The 12641-nt window shown below is 59.6% G+C and carries 13 protein-coding genes; 3 read left to right on the forward strand and 10 right to left on the reverse strand.

The window, feature by feature from the left end:
• Positions 1-49: 49 nt before the first annotated feature.
• Together AC1ROI_RS14170 and AC1ROI_RS14175 are read right to left on the reverse strand one after the other, a co-directional pair.
• On the reverse strand, positions 50-1609 hold the full coding sequence (locus AC1ROI_RS14170) for an AmpG family muropeptide MFS transporter (protein ID WP_010462667.1): 1560 nt from the start codon (positions 1607-1609) through the stop codon (positions 50-52).
• Between the two features lie 44 nt (positions 1610-1653).
• Entirely contained in the window at positions 1654-2007 is a 354-nt protein-coding gene (locus tag AC1ROI_RS14175) for an MGMT family protein (RefSeq protein WP_077750279.1), read from the reverse strand.
• A 163-nt stretch (positions 2008-2170) separates the two neighbouring features.
• Here AC1ROI_RS14175 and AC1ROI_RS14180 point away from each other — a divergent pair, with 163 nt between their 5' ends.
• Complete coding sequence (locus AC1ROI_RS14180) at positions 2171-3178, forward strand: DUF481 domain-containing protein (RefSeq protein ID WP_042932327.1); 1008 nt, start codon at positions 2171-2173, stop codon at positions 3176-3178.
• A 109-nt stretch (positions 3179-3287) separates the two neighbouring features.
• Here AC1ROI_RS14180 and AC1ROI_RS14185 read toward each other — a convergent pair whose 3' ends face one another.
• The gene (locus AC1ROI_RS14185) at positions 3288-3497 is read right to left on the reverse strand and encodes a cold-shock protein (protein WP_002554837.1); all 210 of its coding nucleotides are present in this window, start codon (positions 3495-3497) and stop codon (positions 3288-3290) included.
• Between the two features lie 354 nt (positions 3498-3851).
• Here AC1ROI_RS14185 and dcd point away from each other — a divergent pair, with 354 nt between their 5' ends.
• Both dcd and AC1ROI_RS14195 read left to right on the forward strand, forming a co-directional pair.
• Complete coding sequence (dcd, locus tag AC1ROI_RS14190) at positions 3852-4418, forward strand: dCTP deaminase (protein WP_010462661.1); 567 nt, start codon at positions 3852-3854, stop codon at positions 4416-4418.
• A 106-nt stretch (positions 4419-4524) separates the two neighbouring features.
• Entirely contained in the window at positions 4525-4734 is a 210-nt protein-coding gene (locus AC1ROI_RS14195) for a hypothetical protein (RefSeq protein ID WP_010462659.1), read from the forward strand.
• Between the two features lie 112 nt (positions 4735-4846).
• On the opposite strand, the gene pdeM is transcribed toward AC1ROI_RS14195, so the two are convergent.
• The 7 genes from pdeM to AC1ROI_RS14230 all read right to left on the reverse strand — a co-directional run bounded on the left by pdeM (position 4847) and on the right by AC1ROI_RS14230 (position 12389).
• Positions 4847-5506: a ligase-associated DNA damage response endonuclease PdeM gene (gene pdeM, locus AC1ROI_RS14200; protein WP_102594297.1), complete on the reverse strand. Its 660-nt coding sequence runs from the start codon at positions 5504-5506 to the stop codon at positions 4847-4849.
• The gene (locus AC1ROI_RS14205; protein ID WP_102594298.1) at positions 5506-7992 is read right to left on the reverse strand and encodes a ligase-associated DNA damage response DEXH box helicase; all 2487 of its coding nucleotides are present in this window, start codon (positions 7990-7992) and stop codon (positions 5506-5508) included. The genes pdeM and AC1ROI_RS14205 overlap by 1 nt, the downstream gene beginning before the upstream one ends.
• A gap of 196 nt (positions 7993-8188) precedes the next feature.
• Complete coding sequence (locus AC1ROI_RS14210) at positions 8189-8953, reverse strand: ABC transporter ATP-binding protein (protein ID WP_010462652.1); 765 nt, start codon at positions 8951-8953, stop codon at positions 8189-8191.
• 13 nt (positions 8954-8966) lie between these two features.
• The gene (locus tag AC1ROI_RS14215) at positions 8967-10085 is read right to left on the reverse strand and encodes a succinylglutamate desuccinylase/aspartoacylase family protein (protein WP_102594299.1); all 1119 of its coding nucleotides are present in this window, start codon (positions 10083-10085) and stop codon (positions 8967-8969) included.
• A 29-nt stretch (positions 10086-10114) separates the two neighbouring features.
• Entirely contained in the window at positions 10115-10825 is a 711-nt protein-coding gene (locus tag AC1ROI_RS14220) for an ABC transporter permease (RefSeq protein ID WP_102594300.1), read from the reverse strand.
• Complete coding sequence (locus tag AC1ROI_RS14225) at positions 10822-11550, reverse strand: ABC transporter permease (protein WP_077750284.1); 729 nt, start codon at positions 11548-11550, stop codon at positions 10822-10824. Before AC1ROI_RS14225 ends, AC1ROI_RS14220 begins: the two co-directional genes overlap by 4 nt.
• A 56-nt stretch (positions 11551-11606) precedes the next feature.
• The gene (locus AC1ROI_RS14230; protein ID WP_010462646.1) at positions 11607-12389 is read right to left on the reverse strand and encodes a transporter substrate-binding domain-containing protein; all 783 of its coding nucleotides are present in this window, start codon (positions 12387-12389) and stop codon (positions 11607-11609) included.
• Between the last annotated feature and the right edge of the window lie 252 nt (positions 12390-12641).

Consider the following 12641-nt stretch of genomic DNA (forward strand, 5'->3'; position numbering starts at 1 on the left):
CGGCGGTGTGGCACGAGGGCGGGAATCGTCGCGCCCTCTGCGAAATGTCCTACGATTCTTCCGCGACCTGGGTCGGCACCGGTTCGGGTGTCGGCGTCGGACCTGCGCGACGGCTCTCCTGGTACCAGTGCAGGGCGATCAACAGCAGGGTCGGAACACCCAACAGCGCCGTGATCAGGAAGAAGTTGTGGTAACCGAATTTCTCCACCATGACCCCTGAATAACCGCCGATCAAGCGTGGCAGCAGGAGCATGATCGAGCTGAGCAGGGCGTACTGGGTGGCCGAGAATTTCAGGTTTGTCAGGCTCGACAGGTAAGCGACGAACGCTGACGTCGCCAAGCCCGAGCTGAAGTTGTCCAGGGAAATGGTCAGGATCAGCATGTTCAGGTTGGCGCCCATGTCGGCGAGCATCAGGAACAGCAGGTTGGTGCCGGCCGATGTAATGCCGCCGATGAGCAGGATCGGCAGGATGCCGAAACGCACGATCAGCAGGCCGCCCATGCCGGCGCCGACCAGGGTCATGATCAGGCCGAAGATTTTGCTGACACTGGCGATCTGGTCCTTGGTGAAGCCCTGGTCGATGTAGAACACGTTGGCCATCACGCCCATGACCGTATCGGACATGCGGTAGGTGGCGATCAGTCCGAGCAGCAGGAACGCTTGCCAGCGGTAACGCAGAATGAAGTCGTTGATCGGCGTCAGCACCGGTGCCAGGCCGCGACGGCCCATGGCCGACAGGCACATAAACGTGAGCGTGGTGTAGAGGATGGCCCGCAGGAAGGCGCGGTCTTCGAGCAGCAGGTCGAGCGGACTCGCGCCTTCGAACAGCACGCTGGCGAAGTCGGTGTTGTAGAGCTGGGTAAACATGGCCGGCACGGACACCAGCAGCACGATCAGCACGAACACCGACATCAGTTGATGCATGAAACTGTAGCGGCCGGCTTGAAGTTGGGTACGCAGGGGCACAGGCGGTTCGCGCATGAACAGCGTCGTCAGCAGTGCCGGGACCATCAGGGCGCCAAACAACACGTAGGTGCCGGCCCAGGCCGAATGCTGGTAATTGAAACCCGTGGAGCCAAAGCCTTCAGCGAAAAACAGCGCGCCGGCCGTCGCCAGCAGCGCGGCGATCCGATAGCCGGACATGTAGCTGGCAGCGAGCGCTGCCTGGCGAGTGTCGTCGGCGATTTCCAGGCGATAGGCGTCAACCGCAATGTCTTGCGTCGCCGAGGCGAAGGCGACGACCACGGCGATGGCGATCAGCCAGGACAAGTGCTTTTGCGGGTCGCAGAAACCCATCCCGATCAGACCGAGGATCACCAGTGCCTGGGAGAGCACCAGCCAGGAACGTCGTCGACCGAGTTTGCCGAGAAAGGGCAGGCGCCATTGGTCGAGCAGCGGGGACCAGACCCATTTAAAGGCATAGGCCAAGCCGATCAGACTTGCATAACCGATGGTTTCGCGGGCCACACCGGCCTCACGCAGCCAAACGGAGAGCGTCGAAAACACCAGCATGTAGGGCAGGCCGGCGGCGAAACCAAGCAACAACAACACAAGCGTCGAGGGGCTGGCATAGGCGGCGAGCGCGGCGCGCCAGGTTTTACGGGGCATGGGCTGGAGTCTGCCTCAAGAGTTACGGAAACAAAGCGCGCACTCTAACCGCTGTGCTCTACCGGGCGCCAGCCATGGCGCTGAATATCAACACGATTGTTCAGGATACTGACGCCTTCGGAGCGCAATCGCGCGCGCTGCTCATCCCCTGAAGGGCTGCCCACGGGCAGGCTGATCCGACCGCCGGCACCCAGTACGCGGTGCCATGGCAGCTTGGTGTCGCCGGGCAGCTGGCTCAATGTGCGTCCCACCCAGCGCGCGGCTCGGCCCAGTCCGGCCAGTTCGGCGAGTTGACCATAGCTGACCACTTTGCCTTCGGGCACCTGCGCGAGGGTCAAGTAGAGCGCCGTGCGTCGGATTTGCGCTGCACTTTCGGTTTCAGTGGTTGGGTCGGTCACGTCCGTGGTTCCTGAAAAAATTCGCCTTACCGTCCGTAGAGTAAGTCCTGGATGCGCAATTGAGAAATGAACTCAATAGAAATAGTCGGGTCAGTCCTTGCTAGGGTCTTATTCCCAGGGATAATGCCGACTTTTTTTCGCAAACTTGAGCCTGTATTTGCTTATGGTATCCAGAACCCTGCTGTGCCTTGCTGTCATGAGTGCCTCCACGCCGTTGCTCGCTGATACCGTCTGGTTGAAGAACGGTGACAAACTGAGCGGCAAGATCACGCTGTTCGATGGCGGTAAATTGCTGATACAGACCGAATATGCCGGTGCGGTTCCGATCGACTGGAAGCAGGTCAAGACCCTGGAAAGTGATCAGGAGTTGCTGGTCAAGCAAGATGCTTACACCGGCGAGAAGGCCAAGTCGCTGCATGCAGCAGACGACGGCAAGGTGACGCTGGAAAACGGCGAAGCGCCGAAGACGGTCGAGCTGGCGAGTATCCAGCAGATTCTCAAGCCCAAGCCAGTGGTTGAAGATCTGGTGTGGAAAGGCAATGTCGACGCGGCGCTGGATTACCAGCGGGCGGAAAAAGACACCGATGACTACGACATCGACTTCAAGACCACGGCGCGCCATGGCAAATGGCGGCACACGGCGGAAGGCGAGTACAACCGCGAATTTCAGGATGACGTGGTCACTACCGACAACTGGCGGGGCGAATACTCGCTCGACCGTTTCCTGACCGAGAAGTGGTTCTGGCAAGGCCGCGCGGTCTATAAGCGCGACAAGGTAGAAGACCTCTCCCGTCAGCGCACTGTCGGTACCGGTCCGGGTTACCAGTTCTGGGATAACGAACTCGGGGCATTCTCCCTGGGCTCGCTGGTCAACCGCACGGACTATGAGTTCTCCGACGGCAGCAAGGAAAACTTCTATTCCCTGGCGATGAAGTGGGACTACAACCGTTACCTGATCGGCAAGAAGGTGGAGTTCTTCACCAATGGCGAAGTGGGCAAGCCGTTGTCGGGGGTAGCGGATTACGCGCTCGATGCCGAAATGGGCTTGCGCTATAAGGTCACCGAGTGGGCTTCGCTTAACCTCAAGGCCGAGCGAGACATCATCAGCGGTACCGACGATGCTGATCTGGACAAGACGCGTTACACCGCAGGGTTTGGTGTGGCCTGGTAAGACGCAAAAAATCGCAGCCGTGGGCTGCGATTTTTTTTGCCTGCAAAACACACAGGCACAAAAAAGCCCCGCTTTTGAGGGCGGGGCCTTTTACTAAAGCAAGTACAAGTTAGATAACTTGAACTTCTTCAGCTTGCATGCCTTTCTGACCGCGGGTAGCGATGAAAGAAACCTGTTGGCCTTCTTTCAGGCTTTTGAAGCCGTCGGATTGGATAGCTTTGAAGTGAACGAACAGGTCGTCACCGGATTGTGGAGTGATGAAGCCGAAGCCTTTTTCATCGTTGAACCACTTAACGGTACCAGTTTGGCGATTAGACATGGTGTAACTCCTTGAACAAAGATAACTGCGACGCAGGAAGAACCCTGGCCGAGACTGAGTGCAAAGAGCAGGAAAAATTCTTGTAGATGGTTGGATCGAAATTCAACATATCGTGTAGAGATTCTCAGTGACACAAGCAGCACAGTGGCGCCACCTTAACCCTTTTTCCGGAACGTGCCAATGCTTCCGGTGAAGGTTTCTCTGATTTCATGACTGACGGTCCGCCAATTTACGGCGAAGGCCCAGATATCACAGGGGATCGGCGAGAATTATGCCCCGGACTTTGAACCCGGAGCGCGCGCCCGGTAAGATGCCGGACAGAATTTTTCCACCTCGCTATTCAGGACACCCGCCATGAGCATCAAATCGGACAAGTGGATTCGCCGCATGGCGCAGGAACACGGCATGATCGAGCCGTTCGTCGAACGCCAGGTGCGCGGCAGCGACGATAACCGTGTGATCTCCTACGGCGTGTCGAGTTACGGCTACGACGTTCGTTGCACTAGTCATTTCAAGGTGTTCACCAACATTAATTCGGCCATTGTCGACCCGAAAAATTTCGATGCCGGCAGCTTCGTCGACATCCATAGCGACGTCTGCATCATCCCGCCGAACTCTTTTGCCTTGGCCAGCACCGTCGAATACTTCCGTATTCCGCGCAACGTATTGACCATCTGCCTGGGCAAAAGCACCTACGCCCGCTGCGGCATCATCGTCAACGTCACCCCGCTTGAGCCTGAGTGGGAGGGGCACGTGACCCTGGAATTCTCGAACACAACCAACCTGCCTGCGAAAATCTATGCCAACGAAGGCGTGGCGCAGATGCTGTTCCTTGAATCCGACGAAGAGTGCGAAGTGTCCTATAAGGACCGTGGCGGCAAGTATCAGGGCCAACGCGGCGTCACCTTGCCACGCACCTGATCCATTCATCTGGCAGGTCGCGGGAATTCTTGAGCGGGTAGACACTCTATTGGGTGTACTGCCCGGTTCGCGTACAGCGGACGGGGCCATCGCTCAGGAGTGCTTTATGAAGATCGATCCGCGAATAAGTGCCGAACTGGCAAGGCTTGAGCCCAATCAGATTGGCGTCCTGGCCTGGTCCTTGTTGGCACATCCAGCCATCAGCATGGCAGGGGGCATCCCCGGCCAGCCTGATCCTGATACCCCGAACGAGCAGCCTACCGAGCCCGGTGAGCCTACCCTGCCGGATGAGCCACCTCCCGCGCCCGTAGCCTGATTGCTATTACCTGCAGGGGCGAAGCTTGCTTTGGACGGAGTTCCGACGAAGGCGGTGTGTCAGACAACATCATCCTTACCTGACACACCGCCTTCGCGAGCAAGCTTCGCTCCTACACGCTGACTGGCCATATTTCGTTGTCGCCGATGACAAAGATCCTGCAGCTGTCGTCCCGTTCGATCTGATAGCCGCCGGTAAACGCGCCGAAGGCCGGGAGCAGGCTGATGTCCTCGCCCAATCTGAAACACGCCAGGCGCAAACGTTGCCGACCTTTGCCGTTCAGCCGATAAACCGGATGCACATGCCCGGCGAGTACATGCCGGTGCGGATGCGGATCGGGCTCATGCTGCAAGGCGAACGGTCCGAGCAACAACGGTTCGGGCACTACGCGTATGTTTAACGAAGCCGGCGGGTCCCCGGCGCGTTTGTCGTGGTTGCCGCGGATCAGCGTCATTGGCAGATCCGGGTGCCGCGCTCGCCACTCAGCCAGGGCGCTTAACGTGCCGCAAGCATGGGAGCCGGGCCCGTGCAGAAAATCCCCGAGGAAAATCAGCTGACGGCAGGGTAGGGCGGCCAACATCCCGTCCAGCACCGCGACATTGCTGGCGGTGGTGCCATGGGGCACCGGCTGGCCAAGGCTGCGATACGCCGCCGCTTTGCCAAAATGCACATCGGCGATCAGCAGGGCTTGTTGCGCCGGCCAGTAAATGGCTTTTTCCGGCAGCAGCCACAGTTCTTCACCGGCCAGACGCACGGGATAGGGCGTACTCATCAGGTTTTCCCGGTTTCGGCGGTTTTCTCAAGGTCGGTGACCATGCGACGGATACGGTCCGCGAGTTTTTCCGAGCTCATGCTTTCCCGCATGCGTTCAACCAACAGGGGAAACCCCAGCGGCGTAGGACGTTTGATCTGATGCAGGTCCAGTTTCAGGCGATTGATACGCGCCAACGTCTGTTCCAGACGATGAATATCCAGTTCTTCCCGTAGGACTTCTTCCCCGGCCTGCGCCAGCAATAGATTCCCCGCGTCGTACTGCTTGAACACCTCGAAGAACAGTCCGCTGGAGGCTTGAACCTGCCGTGTGCTTTTCGGTGCGCCGGGGTAGCCGGCAAACACCAGTCCGGCAATTCGGGCGATTTCCCGAAAGCGGCGAAGCGCGAGTTCGCCGGCATTCAAGCTCGCGAGGACATCGTTCAGCAAGTGCTCGGCGCTCAACAGGCCTGGGTTCAACACCTGCGACCAATCCACAGAGGTGGCGCTGAGTAACTCCAGCCCGTAATCATTGACCGCGATGGAAAACGTCACCGCCTGCTGCTGGCTGACCCGCCACGCCAGCAAACTCGCCAGGCCCAGATGCACCTGACGCCCGGCAAAGGGGTACAGGAACAGGTGCCAGCCTTCGCGGGATTTCAGTGCTTCGGCCAGCAACGAGTTCGAGGTCGGCAACCCGGACCAGCGTCGCTGCACCTCCAGCAGCGGCCGCAGAGCCCGCATCTCCGGGCCGATGAACTCGCCTTGCTCCGCTGCACTGAAACGCGCGACCACCGCCTGCGCCAGTTCGTTGGAAAGGGGCATCCGCCCGCCATTCCAGCGCGGCACCGCGGCTTTTTTCGCGGTGCTGCGTTTGACATAAGCGGTCATGTTTTCCACCCGCACCAACTCCAGCAAGCGCCCCGCGAACAGGAAACCGTCGCCCGGCTTGAGTCGCGCAATAAAACCTTCCTCGACACTGCCCAACTGCTTGCCGCCGCCGCCCTTGCTCCAGAACTTCAGCTGAATGCTCGCATCGCTGACGATGGTGCCGATGCTCATGCGATGTCGCCGCGCCAGCCGCGCATCCGGTACACGCCAGACGCCAAACTCGTCAGGCTCGACCCGGCGATAATCCGGATAGGCTGTCAGGGAAAGCCCGCCATGGCGTACAAACGCCAGCGCCCAAGTCCAATCCGCCGCCGTCAGGTCTTGATAAGCCCAGGTTCTACGGACTTCTTCATACAATTCGTCGGGAACAAACCCACCGCCCAGCGCCATGCTGACCAGGTGTTGAACCAGCACATCCAGCGGTTTGTGCGGCGACTCTCGGGGCTCGATGCTGCGTTGCGCGACGGCATCTTGAGCCGCCGCCGCTTCGATCAGTTCCAGGCTGTGGGTCGGCACCAACGTCACCCGTGACACACGCCCCGGCGCATGACCGGAACGCCCGGCCCGCTGCATCAGGCGCGCCACACCTTTGGCCGAGCCGATTTGCAGCACCCGTTCCACCGGCAGGAAATCCACCCCCAGGTCCAGGCTTGAGGTACAGACCACTGCTTTGAGCTGGCCTTCCTTCAGCGCTCGCTCGACCCAGTCGCGGGTGTCTCGCGACAGTGAGCTGTGGTGCAAGGCGATCAGCCCGGCCCAATCGGGGCGCGCCTCCAGCAACGCCTGATACCAGATCTCGGATTGCGCGCGAGTGTTGGTGAACACCAGGCTGCTGGGGCTGGAGTCTATTTCGGCGACGACTTGCGGCAACATCTTCAAGCCAATGTGGCCGGCCCAGGGAAATCGCTCGATGGCCGGCGGTAGCAACGTGTCGACCCGCAGTTCCTTGGACGTCTGGCCTTGAACGCTGATGCCGCCACCTTGTGGGATCAACACCTGTTCGGCGTGGGCCTGATTACCCAGCGTCGCGGAAACGCCCCACACGATCAGGTCCGTATTCCATCGACGCAAACGGGCGAGGGCCAGTTGCAGCTGCACGCCGCGTTTGTTGCCGAGCAGTTCGTGCCATTCGTCGACCACCACCATGCGCAAGGTCGATAGCGCTGCTAGCGCATCGGCACGGGCGAGCATCAGCGTCAGGCTTTCAGGGGTGGTGATCAGCGTGGTGGGCAGGCGTCGGCTCTGACGCGCACGTTCGCTGCTGCTCGTGTCGCCGGTGCGCAGGCCGACGCTCCAGGGGATCTGCAGGTCGTGCAGCGGTGCTTCAAGGGCGCGAGCGGTGTCGGCGGCCAAGGCGCGCATGGGGGTTATCCACAGCACCGTCAGCGGTTCGGCCAGCGGTTTTCGTTTGCGAGGTTTTTCCACAGGGGCAATGGACGTGGCGTAGCGATTGAGCGCGGCAAACCAGACTGCATAGGTTTTACCGGCACCCGTGCTAGCATGCAGTAATCCGGACTCACCGCGCTTGACGGCCGTCCACACTTGCTTCTGAAAGGCGAATGGCTTCCAGTCGCGGGCGCTGAACCATTGTGATGCGTAGTCGGTGGACGATCCCATGCCGGCGGTGTGCGCTCTGAAAGTCTTCTTTCAGTGACCGCGGCGTGGGTGAACAAGTTTAATCGCAGTACTGCTGATCGGAATCTGAACCCTGTAGGAGCGAAGCTGGCTCGCGAAGGCCGAGTGTCAGGCAACGATGATGTCGGCTGATACGACGCCTTCGCGAGCCAGCTTCGCTCCTACAGGCTTTGCAGTGTTACTTGAGGTTGCCGCTCAGGAACTGCTGCAACCGCTCGCTCTTCGGGTTGCCCAGCACGTCTTCCGGAGCGCCTTCTTCCTCGACCAGGCCCTGATGCAGAAACAGCACCTGGCTCGACACCTTGCGGGCGAAGCTCATTTCGTGAGTCACCATGATCATGGTCCGGCCTTCTTCGGCCAGGCCTTGAATCACTCGCAGCACCTCTCCCACCAGTTCCGGGTCGAGTGCCGAGGTCGGTTCGTCGAACAGCATGACTTCCGGTTCCATGGCCAATGCCCGCGCAATCGCCACGCGTTGTTGCTGGCCACCGGAAAGAAACGCCGGGTATTGATCCGCCACGCGCGCCGCCAGCCCGACCTTGTCGAGGTAACGCCGCGCGCGGTCTTCGGCTTCCTCCTTGCTGCAACCCAGCACCCGGCGCGGGGCCATGGTGATGTTTTCCAGCACCGTCATGTGGCTCCACAAGTTGAAGTGCTGGAACACCATGGCCAGGCGGGTGCGGATTTTTTGCAGTTCATCGGGGTCAGCCACGTGCATGCCGTGGCGGTCCTTGATCATGCGGATGTTCTGGCCGTCCAGGGTCATGGCGCCGTCATTGGGCTGTTCGAGAAAGTTGATGCAGCGCAGAAAGGTGCTTTTGCCCGAGCCGCTGGCGCCGATCAGACTGATGACGTCGCCGGTGTTGGCCTTGAGTGAAACGCCTTTGAGCACATGATGATCGCCATAGCTTTTATGCAGGCCTTCGATGGTCAGTTTGTACATGGGGCATGCATCCTCAAGGCGAAAGTAGGTAGCCGCTGCGATAGGCCTCGGTGCCCGCGACGTGCGCGATCACCATGCCGGCAGTGGCCATGCGCCGCAGCGAGCGGGCGTACATCAGGCCGGCGGCGGTGCAATGAACGGGTGTGACGCGATCGTTGATCGGGTCGATGATTTCGGCGATCAGTTGCCCGGCTTCGAGGTATTCCCCCGGCAGTGCGGTGAACACCAGCAGACCGCCTACCGGTGTCGACACCGGCTCGACGCCGGCCAACGGGGTGGCGGGGTAGGGCAGCTCGGGCAATGGCGCCGCTTCGCCGGCAATGGCGCCGAAGTGAATCAGGTAGTCGATCAGCGCCTGGCAGTCGAGACTGGCCAGAGGATGATTGACGTCGCCCTGGCCGCGCAATTCGACGGTGACCGAGAAACTCCCCAGCGGGATGTTGAACTGTTCGCCGAAGCGTTCTTTCAACTGCCACCAGAGCAGGGTGAAACATTCATCGAACGACTGACCGCCGGAATCGGTGGCCAGCAGGCTCGCTTCGGCGCCGATGTAACGGGCCAGCGGCTCGACCTGCGGCCAGGCTTCGGGTGTGGTGTAAAGGTGGGCGACTGCTTCGAAATCGCAATGCAGGTCCAGCACCATGTCCGCATCGCAGGCCAGCCGTTGCAGGGTCAGGCGTTGGGATTGCAGCTGAGTACTGGCGATTTGCCGAGCGAGGGCGTTGCGCAGGCTTTCGCGGATCAACTCGAGGTTGCGCTGCGGCTCATCGCCAAGCTGGCCTTCGATTTCGTTGCCCACCGCTTCGCTCAAGTCGACGAACCAGCGATTGAAGTTCTGCCCGCTTTCCAGCTCGTAGCGGCCCAGCGGCACATCCATCAGCACCTGTTCCAGGCCGACCGGGTTCGCCACCGGCACCAGCACGATTTCGCTGCGCAGGCGGCCGGCGGCTTCAAGTTCCGCCAGGCGCTGCTTGAGGTGCCAGGCCACCAGCATGCCGGGCATTTCATCGGCATGCAGGGACGACTGGATGTAGATCTTGCCTTTGGCCGACGTTGGGCCGAAGTGGAAACTGTGAATCTGTCGAGCGGTCCCCGGCAGCGGGGCCAGCAAGTCATGTATCTGGTGGCGCATGTTTGTCTCTTTATTCCTGAAAGCGGGTCCTAGTGGGTCGGCCCGAGGAACGCCAGCCATCGGCGTTCGGCGAGGCGGAACAGGCCGACCAGCGCGAAGGTAACGGTCAGGTAGATCAGCGCAGCGATGCCGAACGACTGGAAGGTGAGGAAGGTCGCCGAGTTGGCGTCCCGCGCGACTTTCAGGATGTCCGGGATGGTCGCGGTGAACGCCACGGTGGTCGAGTGCAGCATCAGAATCACTTCGTTGCTGTAATAAGGCAACGAGCGACGCAGGGCCGACGGCATGATCACGTAGGCATACAGCTTCCAGCCTGTCAGGCCGTAGGCCTTGGCCGCTTCGACTTCACCGTGGGCCATGCTGCGGATCGCCCCGGCGAAAATCTCCGTGGTGTAGGCGCAGGTGTTCATGGCAAACGCCAGGATCGTGCAGTTCATCGCATCGCGAAAGAACGCATCCAGTACCGGTTGGGCGCGCACGGCGGCCAGGCTGTAGATGCCGGTGTAGCAAATCAGCAACTGGATATACAGCGGTGTGCCGCGGAACAGGTAGGTGTAGAACTGCACCGGCCAGCGAATGTAGAAGTGCGGCGAGACCCGGGCGATGGACAGCGGGATCGACACCAGGAAACCGATGACGATCGAGGCGGTCAGCAGCCACAGGGTCATGGCCAGGCCCGTGATGTTGTAGCCGTCGGTATAAAGGAAGGGTTTCCAGTATTCCTGCAAGAGTTCGATCATCGTACGGCCTCCCGGGAACCGGCGGCGTAGCGGCGTTCGAGCCAGCGCAGGACGAAGTTGGAAGCGCTTGTGATGAGCAGGTAAATCAGCGCGGCAAGCACCAGGAAGTAAAACAGTTGATAGGTGCTCTTACCGGCGTCTTGCGCTGCTTTGACCAAATCGGCGAGGCCGATGATCGACACCAGCGCGGTGGCCTTGAGCATCACCATCCAGTTGTTGCCGATACCCGGCAGGGCAAAGCGCATCATCTGCGGGAACACCACGATTCGAAAGCGCTGGCCACGTTTGAGGCCATACGCGGTAGCCGCTTCGACCTGGCCCCGAGGCACGGCGAGAATCGCCCCGCGGAAGGTTTCGGTGAAATACGCGCCATAGATGAAGCCCAGGGTGATGACCCCGGCGCTGAACGGGTTGATCTCGATGTATTCCCATTCCATGAAATCGGTAAACGACGTCAGCCAGGTTTGCAGGCTGTAGAAAATCAGCAGCATCAGCACCAGGTCCGGCACGCCGCGAATCAGCGTGGTGTAGATCTGGGCTGGAACCCGCACCAGTTTGACTTTTGACAGTTTGGCGGTGGCGCCGAGCAGGCCGAGCAATACGGCCACCAGCAGCGACAATGCCGATAATTTGATGGTCATCCAGGTGCCTTCCATCAGCAACGGACCGAAGCCCTTGAGGCTGAAGGCTGAGAGCCCCAGGTTTTGTAATAGGTTTTCGAACATAAATCAGCAACCTGATCGGGTGAAAAAAGCGCCCATCGCGAGATGGGCGCCGGGCATTATTTGCCGCTGTACAGATTCAGATCGCCAAAGTGTTTCTTCTGAATGGTGGCGTAGGTGCCATCGTCGTGTAACGCTTTGATACCTTTATTCAAAAGCTCTTTGAGGTCTTTGTTACCTTTAGAGATACCGATAGCTGTTTTGGCCGGCAGCAATTCGCTGTCAACCGGCTTGCTGACTTCGTAGCCTTCGCCCTTTGGCGACTTCAAGAAGCCCAGTTCGGCTTGCAGCATGTCCTGGATCGCAGCGTCGAGACGACCCGACATCAGGTCGGAATACACCTGATCCTGGTTCTGATAGGCCTGGGTCTTCACGCCGGCCTTGTCCAGCACGGCCTTGGCGTACGCTTCCTGGATGGTGCCTTGCTCGTAACCGACAGTCTTGCCTTTCAGAGAAGCGACGTCTTCGCTCAGGCCGGAACCCTTCTTGAATACATAGGCGGTTGGGCCGGAGAAGAGTTCGTTGGAGAAGTCGATGACTTTTTCGCGGGCCGGGGTGACGGTCATCGAAGAGATCACACCGTCGAATTTATTGGCCTTGAGGCCCGGAATCATGCCGTCGAAATCGCTTTCGACCCATTTGCACTTGACCTTCAGCTCGGCGCAGATCGCGTTCCCCAGATCGATGTCAAAGCCCACCAGGCTGCCGTCGGCCGCTTTCGATTCGAACGGAGCATAGGAAGGGTCAACGCCAAAACGCAGTTCTTTGTATTCCTTTGCCATGGCGGAGCCAGCAGCCATGCACAACGCCAGTGCAGAAAGGGTCAGCAATGCTTTTTTCATTATTCAATCCCTAAGAACCAATATGAGCGCTTGTGGCGCAGAATTATTGTTACTGGAAAGCGTAAGACCCATTGAAAGTAGCAATTTCCGAACCAGAGTCCCGAACAAGCGTTTTAAAAGGTGATACAAGAAATGGCAACAGGGGATTTGTGCACGGAATCGGGCATCGGAAAATAGCCGCACCAAATCAGGTCATGGAGGCGCAAGTCCTGTGACGAGGGAGCTTGCTCCCGCTGGAGCGCGAAGCGGTCC

Source organism: Pseudomonas sp. GW823-FHT02C02, assembly GCF_058797635.1.

Bases quoted from the DNA above. Each gene is read 5' to 3' on its own strand.
- AC1ROI_RS14185 (WP_002554837.1), bottom strand. From the start codon at position 3,497: ATGTCTAATCGCCAAACTGGTACCGTTAAGTGGTTCAACGATGAAAAA.
- AC1ROI_RS14225 (WP_077750284.1), bottom strand. From the start codon at position 11,550: ATGTTCGAAAACCTATTACAAAACCTGGGGCTCTCAGCCTTCAGCCTC.
- AC1ROI_RS14210 (WP_010462652.1), bottom strand. From the start codon at position 8,953: ATGTACAAACTGACCATCGAAGGCCTGCATAAAAGCTATGGCGATCAT.
- AC1ROI_RS14205 (WP_102594298.1), bottom strand. From the start codon at position 7,992: ATGGGATCGTCCACCGACTACGCATCACAATGGTTCAGCGCCCGCGAC.
- AC1ROI_RS14180 (WP_042932327.1), top strand. From the start codon at position 2,171: ATGGTATCCAGAACCCTGCTGTGCCTTGCTGTCATGAGTGCCTCCACG.
- AC1ROI_RS14230 (WP_010462646.1), bottom strand. From the start codon at position 12,389: ATGAAAAAAGCATTGCTGACCCTTTCTGCACTGGCGTTGTGCATGGCT.
- pdeM (WP_102594297.1), bottom strand. From the start codon at position 5,506: ATGAGTACGCCCTATCCCGTGCGTCTGGCCGGTGAAGAACTGTGGCTG.
- AC1ROI_RS14195 (WP_010462659.1), top strand. From the start codon at position 4,525: ATGAAGATCGATCCGCGAATAAGTGCCGAACTGGCAAGGCTTGAGCCC.
- AC1ROI_RS14215 (WP_102594299.1), bottom strand. From the start codon at position 10,085: ATGCGCCACCAGATACATGACTTGCTGGCCCCGCTGCCGGGGACCGCT.
- AC1ROI_RS14170 (WP_010462667.1), bottom strand. From the start codon at position 1,609: ATGCCCCGTAAAACCTGGCGCGCCGCGCTCGCCGCCTATGCCAGCCCC.
- dcd (WP_010462661.1), top strand. From the start codon at position 3,852: ATGAGCATCAAATCGGACAAGTGGATTCGCCGCATGGCGCAGGAACAC.
- AC1ROI_RS14220 (WP_102594300.1), bottom strand. From the start codon at position 10,825: ATGATCGAACTCTTGCAGGAATACTGGAAACCCTTCCTTTATACCGAC.